The organism is Lawsonibacter hominis (genome assembly GCF_014287895.1).
Classification (GTDB): Bacteria; Bacillota; Clostridia; order Oscillospirales; family Oscillospiraceae; genus Lawsonibacter_A; species Lawsonibacter_A hominis.
Map to the genome: position 1 here is coordinate 77,881 of NZ_JACOPP010000006.1, position 18,933 is coordinate 96,813.

An 18,933-nucleotide genomic window follows, 5' to 3' on the forward strand; every position below is an offset into this window, starting at 1 on the left:
ACTATGAGAGCACAGTTTATCACAGCGTCAGAGGTGGCAGAGATCATGGGAATCAGCCGCAGCAAGGCGTATCAGATCGTCCGGGAAATGAACAGGGAACTGAAATCCCAAGGCTATCTGACCGTAGCCGGAAAATGCCCCGCCCAGTATTTCAAGCAGAAGTTCTACGGCTTCCAGATTCCCGGAGGTGAGCGCAATGACGGAAAATGAGAAAACGACCGCCCTCATCCCATCTGTTGGAGCAGATGGAGGGCAGCCGCCTCACAATTCAACTAACCAGAGCATACCACATGAAACCTGCGAAAGCAATCCCCCAGAGGAAAATATTGAGGAAATGCGCGAGAAAATCCGGCGCATGAACGACCCGCATTATCTTCATACGGTTTCCATGACAGAGCTGTATCAGACCGCCTACAAGAGCAGACCGCCCGTCATAGATGGTCTGCTCTACTCCGGGGCATATATCCTCGCAGGAGCGCCCAAAATCGGAAAATCATTTCTGGTAGCGCAGCTTGCCTACCATGTCAGCACAGGGCAAAGGCTGTGGGGCTACGAAGTCCATCAGGGTACGGTTCTGTACCTTGCACTGGAGGATGATTTCCAGAGAATCCAGAGCCGGATGTTTATGATGTACGGCGTGGCGGATACCGCCAGCCTGCATTTTGCAACGGCAGCAAACAAAATCGGAAACGGTCTTGACGAGCAGCTTGAGAATTTCATAAAGGAACACCCCGATACGAAGCTGGTTATCATTGACACCATGCAGAAGATCAGAGAAGCTGGCGGCGAGGCTTACAGCTACGCCAGCGACTATGAGATCATCGGCAAACTCAAGCGTTTTGCAGACAGGCACAGCATTTGCATCGTTACCGTCCATCACACAAGAAAACAGCCAGCCGGAGACAGCTTTGAAACGATCTCCGGCACGACGGGACTTCTCGGTTGTGCAGACGGAGCACTCCTGATGCAGAAGAAGAAACGGACAGCATTGGAGGCCATGGTCGATGCCGTGGGGCGAGATCAACAGGATCAGATTCTATATCTGAAAAAAGATGCCGACACGCAGATATGGAGCCTTGAACGGACAGAGAACGAGCCGTATCAGGAGCCGCCCGACCCGGTATTGGATACGGTTTCCCAGCTTGTTTCCTCCGAAAGCAGAGAATGGACAGGCAGTCCGACCGAGCTTGCGGAGACGGTCAACACAGGCATGGCAGCAAACGCTCTCACCAAATACCTGAACGTTAAATCCGGCAGGCTGCTGGACGAGTACCATGTGAAGTACGAGAACAGAGCAAAACACTCCGGGCGGCAGGTGAAACTCACCTATATGGTAATCGACAATGTTGAGTACGAAGTAATCGAATGAGGACAGCGCGACGGCTGCGACGGTCGCGACGGTGGAAATGATGCCATCAAAGCAACCGTCGCAATCGTTGCGACCGTCGCGGATAGGAAAGAATAGGAAAATGAAAAGCGTACAAATCCCCTATGATCTGTTCATCGACCTCGCCATGTACCATCTGCGGGGCGAGGATGATTTTGAAGAAGAAATCCGGCAGGGCTTGGAGCAAAAGCTCGACGCCATGCTGAACCGGCAGCTCTATTCCCGGTACAAAACCGCTCCCAACGAAGAAGAACGGGAGCAGGCGCGGCAGGAGTATCTTGACCGGCGTGGAGTGCCGCGAAGCTATCGCTGGACTACTCCTCCATGGGAGCTGTGACAGGAGCGTGCCACGCTCCTGTTGCTGGAGGACAAGGCAAAGCATTGGCTGACACAGCCCCTCGCATCCCCGTCCCCATCGAAAAACCCGCAGATTTTGAGATGGATGGCGGAGAGGATTTTCAAAATTCTCTCTGCCTGTGGGCGGCAACGTTGAAGCAAATTCGATTGCTGAAAGGCTGGCGGTCACGCCGTGGATTTTGCAAAGTGGGTACTACTTGCAAGCCACGGCAGAGGCTTCCGCAGAAGCCGCATTCCCCGTTCCCCCTCGGAGAGCCCACGATACTTTGCAGCCGCAGGATGAAAGTATCATAGTGGGTTATTACACTTCCGCAGAAGTGCTCCCTCGGAAGCTACCCCATCCTGTGCAATCTGAAATCAGGAGGTAAATGCCCATGGCAAGAGGCGACGGTATCCATCGTACCAACGCAAGAAATATGAGGCTGACCGCTGCCAGAATCGGCAACGCGCAGCAACACAACGAACGGGAAAAGGGATCCTATGTCAATCAGGATATTGTCCCGGAAAGAACGCGGCTCAATATTCATTTCAAGAAACCGACCGCTGGATATGCGGAGATGTTTGAGCAGATGAAAGAGGATGGGATCATCTCCACCCGCGGACTGAAAGAGGACGCCTTTCTCTACGGCGAGCTGGTCTTTGACGTAAACACCGCCTATTTTCATAATCACGGCGGCTATGACTTCGCAAAACAATTCTACACCGACGCATACAAATCCGCAATAGAAATCGTAGGCGGAGAGCAGTACATTCTCTCTGCGGTCATGCACGCCGACGAGCGCAACCGCGCCATGTCCGATGCACTGGGGCAGGACGTGTACCACTACCACCTTCATGTGGTCTACCTCCCCGTCGTGGAAAAACAAATTCTGTGGTCGAAGCGCTGCAAGGATAAATCGCTGGTGGGGACGGTCAAGGAAACGATACAGCAGGTCAGTATGAGTAAAAAGTGGGATTCCAAGCCCGCGCTGGACGAGCATGGGAAACCGCTGCTGAACGCAAACGGAAAAACTGTGCTCCGAAAATCCTATTCTGTTCTGCAAGATGATTTCTTCGCCGCCATGCGAAAGGCAGGGTATGACGATGTGGAGCGCGGCGAACGCGGCAGCTCGGAGGAACACCTGACCGTAACGCAGTTCAAAGTGCAGCAGGAGCAGGCGCGGCTGGCAGAATTCACAGAGCAGAACCGTCAACAGGAAAAACAGGCAGCAACGCTTGGGAGCAAAATTGGAAAAATCCAGAATCAGCGGGTCGATGTGCGGTCTATCGAAAAAATCGTGGCAACGTCCATTCCCTTCTCACCCAAAGTTGCCGTGGAGCGTGAGGACTTTGACCGACTTTCCACTCTGGCAAAGAAGTACGTTACAGCAGAGAAAAAGGAATCCAAACTGCAAAAGGCGTTGGATGCGGCAAACAAACTGATTGCAAAACTCAAGGCTGAGATTGACGGTTTGAAGCAGGAGATTTCCGATTATAAGTCTATTCGCGGCAAGCTCCGTGCAGCAGAATTGGAGCGTGAAAATACGGAGCTGCGCGTGAAAGTCCGCAGCTATGAGGATGTGATTCAGCGCAATAATCTGTGGCGATTCTTCCATCCGCACAGAGAAAAAGCGGTCACGAGGGACGAAGCTCGCTGATTCCTGTGTAGAGCCGGAAAAAACGCATTTTATCGAATGGGAGCGCGTCAGACAGGACAGTCATCGTCCGGCGCGCTCCTGTTTGAAAATCGCCGTTTTCCCCAAGCCAAGAGCCGGAGAAAACAGCCGAAAAATGCCACTCCTGTGCGACAGAGGGCAGAAAGGAGAGTTTATGAGAACAGGGCTTACGAAGCAGGAAAAGACCACTGATATTTGGTTTGACGAGAAAGACCCCCTTATCCATATCCGCACCCACAACACCGACCTCAAGAACAGGTTGACCGCCTATGCCGCAGCACACCCCGGCGAGTGCCGGCAGACCGACGCAGATCCGGAAACGGGCTGCATGGAGTTTGAAATCCGCAAGGGGCGCTTCTCCTTTCGGCTGACCGCCCCATATAGCGAGGAACGCCGCAAGGCGGCAAGCGCGGCGGCGAAAAAGTGCGGCGTTCATAGAAAAGTTGCACATTTGTATGGAGACAGGAATTGAAAAGTTCGTGCCTTGCATGGTATAATCATATTGGATAGGTTTATCCGCGCAAAGCAAAAGATGATGATATGCCCGAAAGGAGGAAGCCTTTTATGAAACGACTGCCAATTATTGTGCTGACGTTTGCGCTCTGCCTGCTGATAGCGGGCTGCGGCGCAAAGCCAAACGAGCCAGCCGACGGGGACTCTGCAAAAGCGGGGATCGTCGAGCGGATGGCAACGGTAAAAGCAGAGGAAATCAAATATATCTCATCATTCTTTTCTCGTGAGCATGTAAGCGCCGAAGACATGGCCTCCGTCCTCAATGCCGCAGCGGAACACCATAGCGAGCAGCCCGGTCAAGGCTTGGACCATTATACGATGGAGATATACCTCTCCGGGGGGCCTGACGCATATAACTCGTCTGACGAACACTTCGTTTTCTTTGCCGGATTGGATGAAAACCATATAAACGGCATTTATTTCAACGGAAAAGGAGACAGCCATCGCATGAGCTTTGAGGACGAAACGCTCTACTGGCTGATCCGCAACGGTTACCGCACCGAAGTACAGGTAGACAAAGACGCTTATGAATACCATCAGGCCATTCTTGACCAGCGGGCGCAGCGATTGGCCGCGCAGTGCGCCTCTCCCTCCCGAACGGATATCCTCACCGGCTATGAGGTTGTGCAGTTTTATCAAAAAGAAGTCCTTACGGATGAAAGCGGCAGCTACACGGTCTATTGCTGGGAACCCGCGTTTCTGACGGCTTCTCCCGATGATATTCCGTGGGCGGGCGGAATGTATCTCGATGCGGACGGCAGGCTCTGCGCCTATGAGCAGTACACCTATTTTGTGACAAAAGGTGAATCCGGAGACTTCCCGCCCTACCGTTTCCTGCCGTGGGATTTGTATAACGGAGAAACCGAAGAGGCGGGAAAAGAGCACGCTTTGCAGCGTATCCGGCAGGCGTTTGAACCGGCGGTTCAGGCGCATTGGGCGGAGGATGTGTTGGTCGGCCTTTCCGATTACCACGAGGTTTCCGTCAGTACGGCAGAGCCGCTGGCCAGGGTGCTGCTTTCCTGCGAGTATGCCGTAAAGGACTTCAAGGTGCTGGGAATCGAGGCTTCTATGAGCAGCAGCCTATCGTTTTTCACAGAAGAGCTGTACGCTCTGGACGAGCTGTCACCGGATCGTCCGCTGCTGCTGAATATGACATTCTATGGTCTGCTGCCGTATTACGGGGTATCCTACGTCGATGACAGCGGCGAAACCATAAGCTATTCCATCAATATGAGCGGCAAAGACGGCTCTGTGATTTTAACCGAGTTTTTACCGTGCACACAGTGCGGTACAGTCTCGAACGGTCGATAATCAAAAACACCAAAGCGCAATCGACGAAAATCGGTTGCGCTTTTTCATTGCCTTCCCCATACAGCGCAGAACGCCGCAGGGCGGCAAGCGAGGCAGCGAAAAAGTGCGGCGTTCATGGAAAAGACGCCGGACGGTAAGATAATTGCGCTTGACAAGTTTACTTGGCAACGATATAATAATGACAAGAAAACTTGGAAAGGGGCGATTCTGTTCAATGAATAAAGAGAATATTTTGGAAAGCAGCCGCAGAGAGAACAAAAACAGGGATTTGGCGGAGATGGAAGTAACCGCGCAGGCAGGAAATATTGCCGGTCGTGTCGGTGCTGCGGTCTGCGTTGTTCTCACGCTTATCTTTCGTATCTTTACAAAAACATACTTTCTGAGTCCGTGGGTTGTTTATTTTAGCATCCTTACCACCCACACTCTTGTAAAGTATGCAAGGCTAAAGAGAAAAACCGACTTGATCCTCGCTATTCTCTATTTGGCGATGTGCCTCACGTTTTTTGCCTTTTTTATCCTGCGGCTTGTGGAGGTCAAGGAATGAATGACGAGCTGAAATTGAAAAACAACCTCAAGGAAGCACGCGCAGAGAAAAAGCTATCCCAAACACAACTGGCGGAAATGATTGGTGTATCGAGAAACACAATCAGTTCCATTGAAACGGGGCAATTCAATCCGACCGCAAAGCTGGCATTGATCCTTTGCATTGCTCTGGACAAGAAATTTGAAGAACTGTTTTACTTTTAAGGAGGAAGCGAATGGATAATATCGCTCTGTTGATTTTAGGTGTGTTCATCTCTTTCCTTGGGATCGTGAACATAATGGGAAATATTAGCACAATACATTCCTACAACCGAAGAAGGGTCAAGGAAGAAGATGTACCGAAGTATGGGAGAGCCGTCGGTACAGGTACACTTATCATCGGTGCATCTTTGATAGCGGCATTTGTCACAGCTTTCTGGAGTGAAAAGGCAATGTCTTTCATTGTTATTCCGGCGCTCGTCATCGGCTTGGGATTTATCTTGTATGCACAGTTCAAGTACAATAAGGGAATCTTTTAAGAGTAATCTTGCAAAGTAATTCAACAAACTTGAATCTGACGGGCAGGCACAGTCTGTGCTTGCCCGCCTTGTTTGCCAAACAGCGAAACGGGCGGCGGCAGTCAATGGCGCGAAGCGTTCATCTTGACCATTGACAGACGCAACCCGTTGCGCTATATTCTTCCCGTCAGCTATCGAGGGGGGTCGTAATCTGTCACGGCGTTCAGGTAGGCTTCGGGATCGCCATTCAAAACCAGATCGGCATACGCAAGTGGATCATTGTAAATCAGATAATCCAGCTCTGACCGCTGGAAGCGGTTATCGGCAACTTCGTTTTCAACGGCGGTGCAGTCAATGGAAAGCTGGCTTCCATCATCAAAAACCAATTCTACGCAGGCTGTGTCTATGTTGAATTGACAGGATATAAGTTTGCTCATGGTCATACCTCCAAGATGTTTTTTGAGGTGAATCAGACGGTCAATTCCGGGTGATTATTGGCGGGAATCATATCGAAACCTGCCGCAAATCATTCAAAATAAGTCGTTGCGAACGGTTAGTACGTATAAAATAGCTGGCTACAAAACGGCTACAAAATTCGTAAGGAACCTATGTACAGCCCGAAATACGTGGATTATTTGGACGAAAAGCGTATCGAGAGTGCATTTTATAACCCTAAATCAAAGCTCAAGACTTGAGTGGGAGTAAGCGTAGCCGGAGAATGCCGGATGGAGCCGAAGAATAGTTTGCAGATGGATAAGGCGTCTGAACAGGGGAGGGGATATTCATGTATTATACGGCGCGCTATTGGTCTCCAGTGGGGCCGCTTCTGCTGGCGGGCAGGGAAGACGGCCTGATAGGGCTGTGGCTGGAGGGACAAAAGTATTTTGGAGCCGGTTTGCCGGAGCAGCGGGAGCAGCGGGAGGATCTTCCCATCCTGCGCAGTGCAAAGGAATGGCTGGATCGGTATTTTGCAGGAGACCGGCCTGCAATTGCAGAACTCGCCCTTGCGCCGGCCGGCAGTCCCTTTCGTCAGGGCGTTTGGCGCATCCTGTGCGAGATCCCCTATGGCCAGGTGACCACCTACGCGGCCATCGCAAAGCAGATGGCGGAGCGCATGCAGCGCAAGACCATGTCCGCGCAGGCAGTCGGCGGTGCGGTGGGACATAACCCGATTTCCATCATCATCCCTTGTCACCGGGTGGTCGGAACGAATGGGAGCTTGACCGGTTATGCCGGCGGCGTCGACAAAAAACGCAGGCTGCTGGAATGGGAGGGCGCCGACCTTTCCAGACTGTCGGCTCCCGCCGGAGAAGCCGCGCGATAGCGGCCCCCGGCGGGACTGCGCCTGGAGTCATCGCGGCGCCTTGTCCAGTGATTTTGGCCCGAAGCTGTGGGGCAAGAGCTCGGACAAGGAGCAGGAGACGAACGTATGATCGCCCCGGGCGACCAGCAGCCGGAGCGCGGGTGCAAATTCGCTGAGCATCTGACGGCAGGCTCCGCAGGGCCAGCAGTAATCAGCGGCGGCGCCTACCACGGCAAGACGGATAAAATCATCCCGGTGCCCTTCGCTGACCGCTTTTACCAGTGCGGTACGCTCGGCGCAGATGGTAGAGCCGTAGGCGGCGTTCTCCACATTGCATCCGGTATAAACGTCCCCGCCGGCACACTCCAGCGCGGCCCCCACTGGAAAGCCCGAGTAGGGCACATAGGCATGCTTCAGCATTGTAAAGGCAAGCTCCACCAATTCCTGGTCTGTCATCGAAAAACCTCCTTGCTCCTAAAACGGCCTCGCATGGGATATCCATGCGAGGCCATTTTAGCATGTTTTTCTCAGGACTTCAACTTATCACAGTTGCGTACGGCGGGCAGAGCCAGACCCAGCACGCCGCAGAAAAGGGTGACGACGCCAGACAGCAGAAACCAAACGGTGATGCCGGTGCGGTCGGCCAGCAGAGCGGTGGCGACCAGTCCAACGGGGGATGCCAGCGTCATGATGGCCCCGGACAGGCCGAGCACCCGCCCCAGAAATTCCGGCGCGACCTTTTCTTGGATCAGAGCCATAAAGACCGAATTGAAGAAGGGGCAGGTCAGCCCCATGAACAGGGAGAGGACGGCAAAGGTCCAGAAGGCGGTGGGAGGCAGCAGGCCGGTGGCCACCAGAACGACGCCCAGGGCGAAGATGGAGCTGAGCATAGTCGCCATCTTATCCCGAAAACCGCCCCAGAGCCCCAGGATCACGGAGCCTGCCAGCATTCCAATGGAGAAAGCGGTCTCCACGACCGCGGCGGAGGCGGTATCTCCGCCGAAGTACTGCATGCTCATAAGGGGGAACAGGGCGGACACCGGCATGAAGGCTACGGAAAAAAGCGCGCAAATCAGGCAGAGCTCCCACAGCCAGCGGTGCGAACGCAGTACTGCAAACCCCTCTTTCGTGTCCCGCCAGATACGCAGGCGCTGCTCCGGCTGTCCCACACGCAGTACAGGCAGGCGTGCGAAAAGCAGTCCGCCGATGGCAAAAAGTGCTCCCAGCGTATCCGTCAGAATGATCCAATGGAGCGGCAGAGCGGCATACAGCGCGGCGGCCAGAGCAGGGGAGAGCAGCATAGAGACCGTCTGGATGCCATGGCTCCAACCGGCGCAGCGGGTCAATGCGTCCGGCGGTGCGATCAGAGGCGTTACCGCCTGAATGCAGGGCGCGTGAAACGCGCCGCCTACGCTGCGCAGGGCCAGCACCAGAATAATGGGGCCGGGGGTCAGGGGCACGGCGGCGGCCGCCAGCGCCAGTGCCAGGGACAGCAGGCCGATGGCGCCGTCTGCAGCGGCCATAAGGAAGCGCCGGTCAAACCGGTCGGCAAAGGCCCCGGTAAACAGGGATAGAATGCCCTGGGGCAGCAGAGCGGCGATGGTGGCCGCCGACAAGACGGCGGAGGAGCCGGTCTGATCGGTAAGGTACCAGATCAGGGCGTATTGAGAGACCATGCTGGTGAGGATCGAGAGGGCCTGCCCGACCCAGAGGGTGACAAATTTTTGCTTCCAGTGTGGTATCATACACTCACATTCCTTTCCCAGCCGCGGTAAAGGAATAAAATTTTACCACACCAGCGCCCGGCTGTCAAGCGAAAGCAGTGGGAGGCTATTCATAATTTTGTATGGAACACGAATGGAAAGGACACTTGACATTATGTAATTTATATGATATGGTTCAGACATGGAAAGGAAGCTTTCCGTTCAAGAAGGGAGGTTGGGAAAATGAAAAATAGACTGGAAGAATTAAGGAAGAACCGAGGCATTAAACAAGAGGAATTAGCCTCAGTACTTGAAGTATCCCGTCAAACGATAGGTTCTCTTGAAAACGGGCGCTATAATCCCTCCATTCTTCTGGCTTTCAAAATCGCAAATTTTTTTGGAATGAGTATTGAAGAAATCTTTATTTATGAGGAGGATGCAAAATGAAAAATACAAAACATTGGCTCATCACTGGAAGTGGCATTGCTTTATTGGCAGTTGGTTTTTTCCTTATGAAAAATATAGACAATTCCAACAACTTCCTGATGAACCTGCCTTATGTATTCGTAGGAATTGGTTCTGGCGTTTTTGGGTCTGGCATGGGTAGTATTGTTACAAGTAGAACCTTAAAAAAACACCCAGAAACACAGAGGGTGCTGGAAATTGAGAAAAAAGATGAACGAAATATTGCAATTTCTAATCGTGCGAAGGCAAAAGCTTATGATGCTATGACATTCGTATTTGGTGCGCTGATGGTCTCCTTCGCACTGATGGGGATTGAACTGGTTGCTGTATTGCTTTTGGTGTTTTCGTACTTGTTTGTCCACGGCTATGGAATTTATTATCGTTGCAAATACGATAGAGAAATGTAAAAAAATACAGAGGTAGGTTTTATGCCTGTCTTTGTATTTTTTGAATGGAAACAGCGGAAATAGTATTGTTCAAACGATTTTTGGGATATTAAAATTTTCCTTAAACCCACCGTGTTTTACGGATAGCCCAGTGGGCGTCCCTTTTACGCTATTTGTGCATGCTTAAAATCTCCGGCAATTTGACTATACATTGAAAAATATTTGCTTGCATGCTAAAATGCCCATAAGCATAGCAGTGTAATAAATTCCGATTTATCGTTTCATCCCATATTCGTCGAAATTCTGTTTTAACGCCCTTTCTGTAAAAACAAGAGGAAGACACATCACAGCACATTGCAATAGTACGATAATGCCTCCGGTCCATCCGATCGTATCAATCTCCTTGTGGAATACAAGTGCCATTACGATAACGGAAGGTATGGTTGTCACTATCCCTGTCAAAAGCCAAATACGTCCTGCATGTTGATGGGCAAACATCCAAGTGTCCATATTTTTCATAGACATCGATGTTCTGTACCCATAAAAGGCATTTATGTTTTTTGGCGGCTTCTTTATAAAAATCGTCCCGAACGCGATCATTGTCAGAGGAATTAGTAACGTCATTACCAGCATGAATATCCAAAATCCCATCGTTCCGACCCTTTACAAATCAGGATTTGTAAGGAGCAGTCTCATTTTTTGAGGCTGCCCCTGGTTCTTTTGACGAATGGTACCCGAAAAGCAAAAATAAGGTAAAGGGATCACTGGGCCCGGCCGAAAGCCGGGCCCAGTGCTTCATGTCTCAGGCCAACGTACGCCCAGATTGGGACGTACCTCCAGGTCAATGATCTCGCGGCAGTCGTAGAAGGGCATATAGCGCTCCACATCCTTGCCGGTGTTGCCGCCCCGCAGCGTGGTTCCGTCCGGATGCATCCGGTCGCAGATGACGGCGGAGATATCCTTTTTGACATAGGAGAAGGAATTGACGCCCACGCTGGCGAAGACCCGGAAGCCCTGATTCTGGAGGTACTGGAACACAGGACCGGTGGTGTGCCAATCGTCTCCGTCGGGCCGGGCGCCGTGGGGATAAAAGAGGATATTGGTGGGTCCCACCAGAGTGCCCACCTCCTCCTGCCAGCGGACGGTGTCCCGCTGGATCTTTTCCAGGGACCAGGAGGACAGGTTGATGTGTCCCCAGGTATGGGAGCCGAAGGTCCAGCCGGTCTCCTTCAGGCGCTGCAGGATGGGCTTGACCGCTTCGATCTCCGCGGCACGGTTTGCGTCGAAGGCGGGCCGGGCCGGGTCGTCCGCGGCGATGTCGATATCGTTCTGCGTGCGGTAGCCCAGGATTCCCTGATATCCCGTCAGAGAAAAGATGGCCTTGGCGCCGTTCAGTGAGAAATCCGGATGCGCCAGCACGAATTGATCCAGAAGGGTCGTGGCGTCCAGGTCCTGCGTCAGGAAGGTCTGCTTGGTATAGGGATCGGTGCACTCCGCCCAAATCTGACCGTCGTCCCCCAGCACCAGCTTGGAGGTAAAGCCCTGCTCCAGCATATATTCGTAGTAGTTCACATCATCGAAGGAGATGACAAGGGGCTTTTTCCCCTCGGGGAGCATAAGCGTATTGCGCTGCATCCGGGCCACGCCGTCCTCGCCGGTGACCTCGCTCCAGACGTCCTCCATTGCGACCAGAATGAAACCCTTGTCGTAGACGCTTTGAATGATCTTGTTGAACTCATCCACCGTGACCATCCAGTCGTCCAGGCCCTCTTTTTCGGATTGGGTGGCGCTGCAATCGTGGAATGCCCACTGGGGATACGCGATGATCGGATGGAAGAACAGATGCTCCACCGGCTGCTCCGGCCCCCAGGCCTGCGTGAGCTGATCCTCGCTCCAGTAGGTACGTACTGCATCGTAAGGATCGGCGGGCTTGGGCGTTGCGGTAGGGGCGGGGGTGGCTACCGCCACCGGGCTTTGACTGTCGGCGGGCTTGCGTTCGCCATCTCCGCCGCAGGCGGTCAAAGGAAGTGCCAGTGCCAGCGCCAGACCCAGCGCGGCGAGGTGCTTGAGTGTCGTTTTCATTGGTATCGGTTCCTCCCGCGAGTTGTTTTTCTTGATTCGGATATACTCTATGGTACGACAGGAAAAGGCAGAAGGCCTCTCAAAAGGGTAACAAAAAAATTAAGATTTTCTTTCAAGCGGCTGCGGTACTCGATGGACCAGCAGAATACAGGCCCCGCCTGTGACTGTGCCGGTGATCAGGGAGCACAGCAGCAGCGGCGGCAGGTAGACCAAAGGCGCACGGGTACCCAGCACCGCCATGGCGGCCAGGATCTGCCCGGTGTTATGAGCGGCGGCGCCGGCGACGGACACGCCGAACAGGGACAGGCCCCGCATATGCAGCAGCAGGAACATCGTCCCCAGCGCCAGCAGTCCGCCGGTCAGGGAGAACGCTAAGGACATGAGATTGCCGCCCAGCAAGGCCCCCAGCAGGCATCGGGAGACCAGGATCAGCAGGGCCTCGCGCCCGCTCAGGCGGCACAGGGCGTATACCGTCACCAGGTTGGCCAGGCCCAGCCGCAGGCCGGGCAGCGGGAACAGGATGGTCAGGGGAACCAGCCCCTCCGCCACGGAGAGAGCCAGTGCCAGAGCGGTGAGCACCGCGCAGCGGGTCAGCCGCCGGATGGAGCCGGACAAGCAGCAGCACCTCCTTTTTGAATCGGTTGGAGCGCCGGGGCGGTCATCCCGTCACCGCGTCGAAATCAGTCTGGGCCTCTGCGCCGGACAGGGAAATGACCAGCCGGTTGGGCAGACAGATGATCTGATCCCCCGCCCGGTCGGCCCAGCCGGTATGGACGCAGTCCTGGCTGGGGCAGCCGCTTTCCAGCACGCGGATGCGCCCGGGCTCAGCCTGAATGACCATGGGATAAGCCCCGCCGTCCACCGCCAGCTCCACAGGGGAGGTCAGGGCATTCAAGTCGTACTCGGCCACCAGTACACCATCTAAGACGATCCGGGCCGTCAAAAGGTTTCCGGAAGCCGGCCGAAGACCGAAAAAAAGCGCAGCGGCACACAGGATCACCAGCAGCGCCAGCACGCCGTCCCCAATCGTGGGGCGGCGGCGTTCAGCGGCGGGCCGTTTCACAGGTGTATCCATGCTCCTCCCCCCGAAATGCAAAGGTGAGTCCCTCCGTGACGGTGACGACGCCGTCGCTTCCGCATAGGATCAGCTCGAAATCGTCCCGGCTGCGCCAGTAATCCAAGGCGGCCTGCCTGCCTGCCACGAAGAGGGCGGTGGACAGCGCGTCGGCCAGCAGCGGGTCGGAGGAGACCACGGTGACGGACAAAAGCCCGCTGTCGGCGGGATAGCCGGTCTCTGGATCAAGGATGTGGTGATAGGTTATGCCGTTTGCCTCAAAATACCGCTCATACCCGCCGGAGGTGGAAAGCGTTTTGTCCCGCAGAGAGACCACGCCCAACTGACGCTCGGTGTCCTGCGGATCTTTTACCGCCACCCTCCAGTCCGCTCCGTCCGGCTTGGAACCCAAAACGGTGATATTGCCCCCCAGATCCAGCAGGGCGGAGGTGCCTCCGGCCGCCCGGATGGCATCGGCGGCGCGCTGGGCGGCAAAGCCTTTGGCCACGGCGCCGAGGTCTACCGCCATTCCGGGCTCCTCCAGCCGGGCGGAGGCATCGTCCTCCGCTACCGTCAAGGCGCGCCAGTCCACCAGGGCCAGCGTGTCCGCCAGCGTGTCCGGATCGGGCACATGCCGCTCTTCCCGGGTGAAGCCCCAGGCGTCCATGACGGGGGCGATGGTAATGTCAAAGCATCCGGGCAGGTCTTGGGAGACGGACTGGGCAAAGCGCAGCAGCGCTCCCAGCTCCGGCTCCACGGCTAAGGCGCTCCCGTCTCCGGCATGGGTGTTGAGCAGGGCGATCACGCTGTCCTCCCGGGTGCGGGAGAGCATCTGCTCCAGCCGGTCGATCTCGGCCCGGGCGGCCTGGACGGCGGCTTCGCCGTTCTCGTCCAGCACATTGACCGTCATGATGGTATCCATGGCAAAAAACTGTTCCGAGGCGCCCACATCCCCAACGGTGGGAGCGCCGCAGGCGGACAGGGACAGGGACAGGGCGAGGAAAAGCGGAAAAAGGCGTTTCATGGCATACTCCTGTTTTACCCTCGGGAACAAGGGAAATTCATTCAGCCTATTCTAACATAGTTTCTCCCGGCAGGAAAGAGAAAAACAAACAGGGGCCCGCCGGAACCGGCGGGCCCTGGGGGCAGTGTCGTCTAAGTAGCCGCCCCGGTTGGGGCGGCAGATCGGTCAGCTGCAGCGAGTGCAGCCGCAGTCGGTCTCATCGTCGCTGTCCCACAGGAACGCGGGATAAGAGACATAAACAGGCCATCCGGCGGTAGACGCGCCGCTGTCCTCTGAGAGGCGGGACAGCTCGGAGAAGGCGGACAGGGCGGTTACGCCGTTGTTCCTGCACTCACGCTCACAGCAGCGGCAGTCGCAGTCGGATCTGCATCCGCAGCGGCAGCCGCGGAAGGAGGAGACGCTGTTACAACCGTTCCAACAACACATGCAAAGCAACCCCCATTCGATTTGCGGGAACCGGACAGTCCCCACACCGACAGTATATGCCGGGAAGGCGCGCGGGGTACAAAAGCGCCCCCCGCCCATCAAGGGCGGGGGGCGCTTCAAGGCTGACCCAATCAGGCAACGCGGACGTTGACAGCGCGCATCTTGCTGCTGTTCTTGGGATCGGGCTCCACATCGTAAACGACCTTCTGGCCCTCCTGGAGGGTCTTGAAGCCGTCGCACTGGATGGCGGAGAAGTGAACGAACACGTCGTCGCCGCCCTCGTCATTGGAAATGAAGCCGAAGCCCTTGGTCTCGTTGAACCACTTGACAGTACCCTGATACATATTGGTACCTCCTGAAAAAAGATTGGAGCCAAATGTCAAAACAAAAAACCCACATCCCTGTAATACCGTCGAACGAGCCGACGATGACTACAAACATGTGAGTTCAGGCCGTGCATTTTGACTACTTTCTCACTATAGCATCTCGGCTGCTTTCTGTCAAGGGTCAATTCGGAAAAGAGTTGAGTATAGGATGATATTGTGCTATAATATACCACTAGTGCGTATCATTCTATTATCTCTCTGTTTCGAGGTGTGTTATGAAGATCGTCGTGTTGGCGGGGGGACTTTCCCCGGAACGAAACGTATCTCTTTCCACGGGGACGATGGTGACCGAGGCCCTGCGGGGACAGGGGCACCGGGCCGCCCTGGTGGATCTGTATTTTGGACTGGAGGACGATGCGGGCGCGCTGGAGGAGCTGTTCGACGCCGATGTGTCTGCGGCGGCCAAGCGCATCAGCCGTCAGGCGCCCGACCTGGAGCAGGTGAAGGCCGCGCGCCGTGACAAGAGTCCCAGCCTGTTCGGACCCAACGTGCTGGAGCTGTGCCGGCTGGCGGACGTGGTCTTTCTCGCCCTTCACGGCGCCTGCGGGGAGGACGGCCGCGTGCAGGCCGCGTTCGATCTGCTGGGCATCCCCTATACGGGGGCCGGGTATCTGGGCAGCGCCATCGCCATGGATAAGGACCTGACCAAGCGCCTGGTCGCCGACGTGGTGAATACCCCCGGCTGGAAGGTGGTGGACGTCCGGGCGGAGGACATCGACGGCCTGGTGGCCTCGGCCCGGCTGCCCCTGGTGGTCAAGCCGGTGGCCAGCGGTTCTTCCATCGGCGTCTCCATTGTCCATACGCCGGAGGAGCTGCGCCGCGCGCTCACCGACGCGCTGGCCCTGGGTGGGCGTACCGTGCTGGAGGAATATGTAAAGGGGCGGGAGCTTCAGGTGGGCATTCTGGAGGATGAAGCGCTGCCCGCCATTGAGATCATCCCGAAGCAGGGCTTTTACGACTATGAGAACAAGTATCAGCCCGGTGCGGCGGAGGAGGTCTGCCCGGCGGACATCTCCCCGGAGACAGAGGCAAAACTGCGTTCGGCGGCGGTACGGGTGTATGAGACACTGGGGCTTTCCGTGTACTCCCGGGCCGATTTTATCCTGGACGGCGCGGGCGAGATCTGGTTTTTGGAGATCAATACCCTGCCCGGCATGACCCCCACCAGCCTGCTGCCTCAGGAGGCGGCCGCGGTTGGGATCGGCTACAGCGCGCTGTGTGAGCGCATCGTGCACGCCTCGCTGAAGGCCCGCCGCGCCGGAAGGTGACGGCCGCGGGCGGCGCCGGCGGGTACGGAACGAAAATTGGGACGTGAGGAGAATTTCATGGAGCCGATGACCATACGGGAGATCCTGCAGGCCGTGGACGGCCGTATGCTGGGAGAGTTCGGGGATTTGAACCGGGAGGTATCCCGCGTGGAGACCGACAGCCGTACCATCCACGCGGGGAGCCTGTTTGTGCCCCTGATGGGGGAGCGCTTTGACGGCCACGCGTATATCAATGCCGCTCTGGAGGGCGGCGCGGCAGGCTGTTTCACCCAGCGGGAGCGGGAGAGTTACCTGCCCGGAAAGTTTTATATCAAGGTGGAATCCACACAGAAGGCCCTGCGGGATCTGGCAAAGTATTATAAAAAGAAGTTCTCCATCCCGGTGGTGGCCCTGACCGGCTCGGTGGGGAAGACCACGACCAAGGATATGGTAGCCGCCGTGTTGGGAGAGAAGTACAAGGTCCTCAAGACCGAGGGCAACCTCAACAATGAAATCGGCGTGCCCATGACACTGCTGCGGCTGAACCGGGAGCATCAGATCGCCGTGCTGGAGCTGGGCATGAACCACGCCGGGGAGATCGATTATCTTTCCGCCATCGTGGAACCGGATGTGGTGCTGATGACCAACATCGGAGACTCCCACATCGAGCATTTCGGCTCGCGGGAAAAGATCCTGGAGGCGAAAAGCGAGATCTTCCGCCATGCCCGCTCCGACGCCTTCGTGGTGCTCAACGGGGACGATCCGCTGCTGCGCACCCTGCCGGAGCAGCTGCCTTATCCCTGCATGCTGGTGGGCGCCGGGGAGGCGCTGGACTACCGTGCCCTTCATCTGGAGAGCGATGGCCGCAGTCATTTGAAGTGTGAAGTCAAAACCCCTCACAGCGATTTTAATGTGGAGATCCCTGCGCTGGGAGAGCACATGATCTACCCGACCCTGATGGCCGCCGCCGTAGGGGAGCACTTTGGGCTGAGCGCCCGGGAGATCGCCTCCGGCGTGCTCCACTTTGCGCCCACGAAAATGCGCATGAATATTCTTCATCGTGCCGACGGGATTACCATCCTCAACGATGCCTACAATGCCAATCCCCAGTCCATGCGGGCGGCGGTGGAGGTTCTCTCCGGCACCAACGCAGACTATAAGGTGGCTGTGCTGGGCGATATGTTTGAACTGGGCCCTCTGGCTCCCGCCCTCCACGCGGGTGTGGGGGAGTATTTGGGCAAGGCGGGCATCGACTGCCTGGTGGCGGTGGGGGAACTGGCAAAGCATATCTACGACGCGGCCCAGGCCGCGCCGGTTCCCGAGTGCTACTACTGCAGGACAAAGGAAGCGGCCAAGCCCGTTCTGGACGGCATGGTACGGCCCAATGCCACGATCCTGGTCAAAGCATCCCGGGGGATGGCCATGGAGGAGCTGGTGGAATACCTGCTGGGTATCACCGGACCGGTATGAAACGCGGCGGGAACAAGCCGGCGTCCTGCGCGGAAATCCCGCAGGACGCCGGCTCGTCCCCGCCGCCGCGCGTCAGCCGAAGCGCTTGGCCAGATTTTCCCGGAAGGGCGGATAGACGATCCCCCGCTCCGTGATAACGCCGGTCAGCAGCGTATGGGGCGTCACGTCGAAGGCGGGATTATAGACCTCCACGCCCGCAGGCGCGGTCTGTACGCCGCCGAGGGCGCGTACTTCGTCCTTATCCCGCTGCTCGATGGGGATCTGGCTGCCGTCGCTCAGGGACAGATCGATGGTGGAAGAAGGCAGGGCGGTATAGAAGGGGACGCCGTGATAGCGGGCGTTCACCGCCACGGAATAGGTCCCGATCTTGTTGGCGAAATCCCCGTTGGCCGCCATGCGGTCGCATCCCACGACCACCAGGTCGATCGCCCCCCTGGCCATAAGAGCGGCCGCCATGTTGTCGGCGATCAGGGTGGCGGGGATATGGTCGGCGACCAGTTCATAGGCCGTCAGGCGGGCCCCCTGGAGCAGCGGGCGGGTCTCGTCGGCGTAAACCATCGCCACTTTACCCTGCTCATGGGCGGCGCGAATGACCCCGAGAGCGGTGCCGTACCCGCCGGTTGCCAGAGCTCCGGCGTTGCAGTGGGTGAGGATGCGCGCGTGCTCCGGTACCACGGCGGCCCCGTAAGCGCCCATGGCCCTGCACATCGCCACATCCTCGGCGTGGATGGCCTTGGCCTCCGCGATGAGGGCATCCGAACTTCCGCCGCAGGCGGAAGCCTTGCGCTCCATACGCTCCAGGGCCCAGAAGAGATTGACCGCGGTGGGGCGGCTGGCGGCCAGACCGGCTTTGGCCTGGCACAGATCCCCGCCGGCCAGCGCGGCCAGGGCGTAGGCGTAGGCGGCGGAAATGCCGATGGCGGGCGCGCCTCGCACTACCATGGTGCGGATGGCCTCGGCCACCGCGCGCCAGTCATGGTAAGCCAGCCACACCTCTGTGACGGGCAGCTTGGTCTGATCCAGTAAGTAAAGGGTATTTCCTTCCCAGCGAATGGCATCCATAGGAAAGCCTCCAATCCTTTGTGTTTCCCCTTATCAAGATGAGGGTATCATACCACAAACGT

25 protein-coding genes are annotated in these 18,933 nt (G+C 56.5%); 14 read left to right on the plus strand and 11 right to left on the minus strand.

Annotated elements, in window-relative coordinates; all coding sequences use genetic code 11:
- Window positions 1–3: 3 nt before the first annotated feature.
- The 9 genes from H8S57_RS06500 to H8S57_RS06540 all read left to right on the plus strand — a co-directional run bounded on the left by H8S57_RS06500 (window position 4) and on the right by H8S57_RS06540 (window position 6,284).
- Window positions 4–210: a hypothetical protein gene (locus H8S57_RS06500; protein ID WP_009260790.1), complete on the plus strand. Its 207-nt coding sequence runs from the start codon at window positions 4–6 to the stop codon at window positions 208–210.
- Window positions 197–1,369: an AAA family ATPase gene (locus H8S57_RS06505; protein ID WP_186907273.1), complete on the plus strand. Its 1,173-nt coding sequence runs from the start codon at window positions 197–199 to the stop codon at window positions 1,367–1,369. The genes H8S57_RS06500 and H8S57_RS06505 overlap by 14 nt, the downstream gene beginning before the upstream one ends.
- A 100-nt stretch (window positions 1,370–1,469) precedes the next feature.
- A complete protein-coding gene (locus H8S57_RS06510; protein ID WP_186907274.1) occupies window positions 1,470–1,724 on the plus strand; it encodes a complexin-2 in 255 nt (84 codons plus the stop codon).
- A 394-nt stretch (window positions 1,725–2,118) separates the two neighbouring features.
- Window positions 2,119–3,381 carry a plasmid recombination protein gene (locus H8S57_RS06515; RefSeq protein WP_186907275.1) on the plus strand — a complete coding sequence of 421 codons (1,263 nt, stop codon included), beginning with the start codon at window positions 2,119–2,121 and terminating at the stop codon, window positions 3,379–3,381.
- Between the two features lie 172 nt (window positions 3,382–3,553).
- Window positions 3,554–3,871, plus strand: coding sequence for a hypothetical protein (locus tag H8S57_RS06520; protein WP_186907334.1), 318 nt, complete (start codon window positions 3,554–3,556; stop codon window positions 3,869–3,871).
- Between the two features lie 92 nt (window positions 3,872–3,963).
- Window positions 3,964–5,223, plus strand: coding sequence for a hypothetical protein (locus H8S57_RS06525; protein WP_186907276.1), 1,260 nt, complete (start codon window positions 3,964–3,966; stop codon window positions 5,221–5,223).
- 214 nt (window positions 5,224–5,437) lie between these two features.
- On the plus strand, window positions 5,438–5,767 hold the full coding sequence (locus H8S57_RS06530; RefSeq protein ID WP_186907277.1) for a DUF6442 family protein: 330 nt from the start codon (window positions 5,438–5,440) through the stop codon (window positions 5,765–5,767).
- Entirely contained in the window at window positions 5,764–5,970 is a 207-nt protein-coding gene (locus tag H8S57_RS06535) for a helix-turn-helix transcriptional regulator (RefSeq protein WP_118601842.1), read from the plus strand. Before H8S57_RS06530 ends, H8S57_RS06535 begins: the two co-directional genes overlap by 4 nt.
- An 11-nt stretch (window positions 5,971–5,981) precedes the next feature.
- A complete protein-coding gene (locus H8S57_RS06540) occupies window positions 5,982–6,284 on the plus strand; it encodes a DUF3784 domain-containing protein (RefSeq protein WP_186907278.1) in 303 nt (100 codons plus the stop codon).
- 170 nt (window positions 6,285–6,454) lie between these two features.
- On the opposite strand, the gene H8S57_RS06545 is transcribed toward H8S57_RS06540, so the two are convergent.
- Window positions 6,455–6,700 carry a DUF6061 family protein gene (locus tag H8S57_RS06545; protein WP_186907279.1) on the minus strand — a complete coding sequence of 82 codons (246 nt, stop codon included), beginning with the start codon at window positions 6,698–6,700 and terminating at the stop codon, window positions 6,455–6,457.
- Between the two features lie 347 nt (window positions 6,701–7,047).
- Here H8S57_RS06545 and H8S57_RS06550 point away from each other — a divergent pair, with 347 nt between their 5' ends.
- The gene (locus H8S57_RS06550; protein WP_186907280.1) at window positions 7,048–7,587 is read left to right on the plus strand and encodes a methylated-DNA--[protein]-cysteine S-methyltransferase; all 540 of its coding nucleotides are present in this window, start codon (window positions 7,048–7,050) and stop codon (window positions 7,585–7,587) included.
- Window positions 7,588–7,614: 27 nt separating this feature from the next.
- Here H8S57_RS06550 and H8S57_RS06555 read toward each other — a convergent pair whose 3' ends face one another.
- Entirely contained in the window at window positions 7,615–8,022 is a 408-nt protein-coding gene (locus tag H8S57_RS06555) for a cytidine deaminase (protein ID WP_186907281.1), read from the minus strand.
- A 71-nt stretch (window positions 8,023–8,093) separates the two neighbouring features.
- On the minus strand, window positions 8,094–9,311 hold the full coding sequence (locus tag H8S57_RS06560; protein ID WP_186907282.1) for an MFS transporter: 1,218 nt from the start codon (window positions 9,309–9,311) through the stop codon (window positions 8,094–8,096).
- 201 nt (window positions 9,312–9,512) lie between these two features.
- On the opposite strand from H8S57_RS06560, the gene H8S57_RS06565 reads away from it, so the two are divergent.
- Together H8S57_RS06565 and H8S57_RS06570 are read left to right on the plus strand one after the other, a co-directional pair.
- The gene (locus H8S57_RS06565) at window positions 9,513–9,716 is read left to right on the plus strand and encodes a helix-turn-helix transcriptional regulator (protein ID WP_186907283.1); all 204 of its coding nucleotides are present in this window, start codon (window positions 9,513–9,515) and stop codon (window positions 9,714–9,716) included.
- Window positions 9,713–10,141, plus strand: coding sequence for a DUF6442 family protein (locus H8S57_RS06570; RefSeq protein ID WP_186907284.1), 429 nt, complete (start codon window positions 9,713–9,715; stop codon window positions 10,139–10,141). The genes H8S57_RS06565 and H8S57_RS06570 overlap by 4 nt, the downstream gene beginning before the upstream one ends.
- 252 nt (window positions 10,142–10,393) lie before the next feature.
- On the opposite strand, the gene H8S57_RS06575 is transcribed toward H8S57_RS06570, so the two are convergent.
- From H8S57_RS06575 to H8S57_RS06605, 7 genes are all read right to left on the minus strand, one after another.
- Complete coding sequence (locus H8S57_RS06575) at window positions 10,394–10,771, minus strand: SdpI family protein (RefSeq protein WP_186907285.1); 378 nt, start codon at window positions 10,769–10,771, stop codon at window positions 10,394–10,396.
- A gap of 144 nt (window positions 10,772–10,915) precedes the next feature.
- Window positions 10,916–12,202, minus strand: coding sequence for a polysaccharide deacetylase family protein (locus H8S57_RS06580; RefSeq protein WP_186907286.1), 1,287 nt, complete (start codon window positions 12,200–12,202; stop codon window positions 10,916–10,918).
- Window positions 12,203–12,301: 99 nt separating this feature from the next.
- Window positions 12,302–12,817 carry a Gx transporter family protein gene (locus H8S57_RS06585; RefSeq protein ID WP_186907287.1) on the minus strand — a complete coding sequence of 172 codons (516 nt, stop codon included), beginning with the start codon at window positions 12,815–12,817 and terminating at the stop codon, window positions 12,302–12,304.
- A gap of 43 nt (window positions 12,818–12,860) precedes the next feature.
- Window positions 12,861–13,277, minus strand: a complete 417-nt coding sequence (locus H8S57_RS06590; RefSeq protein ID WP_207723722.1) for a NusG domain II-containing protein — start codon at window positions 13,275–13,277, stop codon at window positions 12,861–12,863.
- Window positions 13,246–14,280 (minus strand): FAD:protein FMN transferase, encoded by a 1,035-nt coding sequence (locus H8S57_RS06595; RefSeq protein WP_186907288.1) that lies wholly within the window; start codon window positions 14,278–14,280, stop codon window positions 13,246–13,248. Before H8S57_RS06595 ends, H8S57_RS06590 begins: the two co-directional genes overlap by 32 nt.
- 165 nt (window positions 14,281–14,445) lie before the next feature.
- The gene (locus H8S57_RS06600) at window positions 14,446–14,706 is read right to left on the minus strand and encodes a hypothetical protein (protein WP_186907289.1); all 261 of its coding nucleotides are present in this window, start codon (window positions 14,704–14,706) and stop codon (window positions 14,446–14,448) included.
- Between the two features lie 131 nt (window positions 14,707–14,837).
- Window positions 14,838–15,050, minus strand: a complete 213-nt coding sequence (locus H8S57_RS06605) for a cold-shock protein (protein WP_186907290.1) — start codon at window positions 15,048–15,050, stop codon at window positions 14,838–14,840.
- A 257-nt stretch (window positions 15,051–15,307) separates the two neighbouring features.
- Here H8S57_RS06605 and H8S57_RS06610 point away from each other — a divergent pair, with 257 nt between their 5' ends.
- Both H8S57_RS06610 and H8S57_RS06615 read left to right on the plus strand, forming a co-directional pair.
- A complete protein-coding gene (locus H8S57_RS06610; RefSeq protein WP_186907291.1) occupies window positions 15,308–16,360 on the plus strand; it encodes a D-alanine--D-alanine ligase family protein in 1,053 nt (350 codons plus the stop codon).
- Window positions 16,361–16,417: 57 nt separating this feature from the next.
- On the plus strand, window positions 16,418–17,809 hold the full coding sequence (locus tag H8S57_RS06615) for a UDP-N-acetylmuramoyl-tripeptide--D-alanyl-D-alanine ligase (RefSeq protein ID WP_186907292.1): 1,392 nt from the start codon (window positions 16,418–16,420) through the stop codon (window positions 17,807–17,809).
- Between the two features lie 72 nt (window positions 17,810–17,881).
- On the opposite strand, the gene mtnA is transcribed toward H8S57_RS06615, so the two are convergent.
- Window positions 17,882–18,871: an S-methyl-5-thioribose-1-phosphate isomerase gene (gene mtnA / locus H8S57_RS06620; RefSeq protein WP_186907293.1), complete on the minus strand. Its 990-nt coding sequence runs from the start codon at window positions 18,869–18,871 to the stop codon at window positions 17,882–17,884.
- Between the last annotated feature and the right edge of the window lie 62 nt (window positions 18,872–18,933).

What these genes read in the sequence shown, in the direction of transcription:
- H8S57_RS06500 (WP_009260790.1), top strand. Translation starts at nt 4, where the DNA reads ATGAGAGCACAGTTTATCACAGCGTCAGAGGTGGCAGAGATCATGGGA.
- H8S57_RS06505 (WP_186907273.1), top strand. Translation starts at nt 197, where the DNA reads ATGACGGAAAATGAGAAAACGACCGCCCTCATCCCATCTGTTGGAGCA.
- H8S57_RS06510 (WP_186907274.1), top strand. Translation starts at nt 1,470, where the DNA reads ATGAAAAGCGTACAAATCCCCTATGATCTGTTCATCGACCTCGCCATG.
- H8S57_RS06515 (WP_186907275.1), top strand. Translation starts at nt 2,119, where the DNA reads ATGGCAAGAGGCGACGGTATCCATCGTACCAACGCAAGAAATATGAGG.
- H8S57_RS06520 (WP_186907334.1), top strand. Translation starts at nt 3,554, where the DNA reads ATGAGAACAGGGCTTACGAAGCAGGAAAAGACCACTGATATTTGGTTT.
- H8S57_RS06525 (WP_186907276.1), top strand. Translation starts at nt 3,964, where the DNA reads ATGAAACGACTGCCAATTATTGTGCTGACGTTTGCGCTCTGCCTGCTG.
- H8S57_RS06530 (WP_186907277.1), top strand. Translation starts at nt 5,438, where the DNA reads ATGAATAAAGAGAATATTTTGGAAAGCAGCCGCAGAGAGAACAAAAAC.
- H8S57_RS06535 (WP_118601842.1), top strand. Translation starts at nt 5,764, where the DNA reads ATGAATGACGAGCTGAAATTGAAAAACAACCTCAAGGAAGCACGCGCA.
- H8S57_RS06540 (WP_186907278.1), top strand. Translation starts at nt 5,982, where the DNA reads ATGGATAATATCGCTCTGTTGATTTTAGGTGTGTTCATCTCTTTCCTT.
- H8S57_RS06545 (WP_186907279.1), bottom strand. Translation starts at nt 6,700, where the DNA reads ATGAGCAAACTTATATCCTGTCAATTCAACATAGACACAGCCTGCGTA.
- H8S57_RS06550 (WP_186907280.1), top strand. Translation starts at nt 7,048, where the DNA reads ATGTATTATACGGCGCGCTATTGGTCTCCAGTGGGGCCGCTTCTGCTG.
- H8S57_RS06555 (WP_186907281.1), bottom strand. Translation starts at nt 8,022, where the DNA reads ATGACAGACCAGGAATTGGTGGAGCTTGCCTTTACAATGCTGAAGCAT.
- H8S57_RS06560 (WP_186907282.1), bottom strand. Translation starts at nt 9,311, where the DNA reads ATGATACCACACTGGAAGCAAAAATTTGTCACCCTCTGGGTCGGGCAG.
- H8S57_RS06565 (WP_186907283.1), top strand. Translation starts at nt 9,513, where the DNA reads ATGAAAAATAGACTGGAAGAATTAAGGAAGAACCGAGGCATTAAACAA.
- H8S57_RS06570 (WP_186907284.1), top strand. Translation starts at nt 9,713, where the DNA reads ATGAAAAATACAAAACATTGGCTCATCACTGGAAGTGGCATTGCTTTA.
- H8S57_RS06575 (WP_186907285.1), bottom strand. Translation starts at nt 10,771, where the DNA reads ATGGGATTTTGGATATTCATGCTGGTAATGACGTTACTAATTCCTCTG.
- H8S57_RS06580 (WP_186907286.1), bottom strand. Translation starts at nt 12,202, where the DNA reads ATGAAAACGACACTCAAGCACCTCGCCGCGCTGGGTCTGGCGCTGGCA.
- H8S57_RS06590 (WP_207723722.1), bottom strand. Translation starts at nt 13,277, where the DNA reads ATGGATACACCTGTGAAACGGCCCGCCGCTGAACGCCGCCGCCCCACG.
- H8S57_RS06595 (WP_186907288.1), bottom strand. Translation starts at nt 14,280, where the DNA reads ATGAAACGCCTTTTTCCGCTTTTCCTCGCCCTGTCCCTGTCCCTGTCC.
- H8S57_RS06600 (WP_186907289.1), bottom strand. Translation starts at nt 14,706, where the DNA reads ATGTGTTGTTGGAACGGTTGTAACAGCGTCTCCTCCTTCCGCGGCTGC.
- H8S57_RS06605 (WP_186907290.1), bottom strand. Translation starts at nt 15,050, where the DNA reads ATGTATCAGGGTACTGTCAAGTGGTTCAACGAGACCAAGGGCTTCGGC.
- H8S57_RS06610 (WP_186907291.1), top strand. Translation starts at nt 15,308, where the DNA reads ATGAAGATCGTCGTGTTGGCGGGGGGACTTTCCCCGGAACGAAACGTA.
- H8S57_RS06615 (WP_186907292.1), top strand. Translation starts at nt 16,418, where the DNA reads ATGGAGCCGATGACCATACGGGAGATCCTGCAGGCCGTGGACGGCCGT.
- mtnA (WP_186907293.1), bottom strand. Translation starts at nt 18,871, where the DNA reads ATGGATGCCATTCGCTGGGAAGGAAATACCCTTTACTTACTGGATCAG.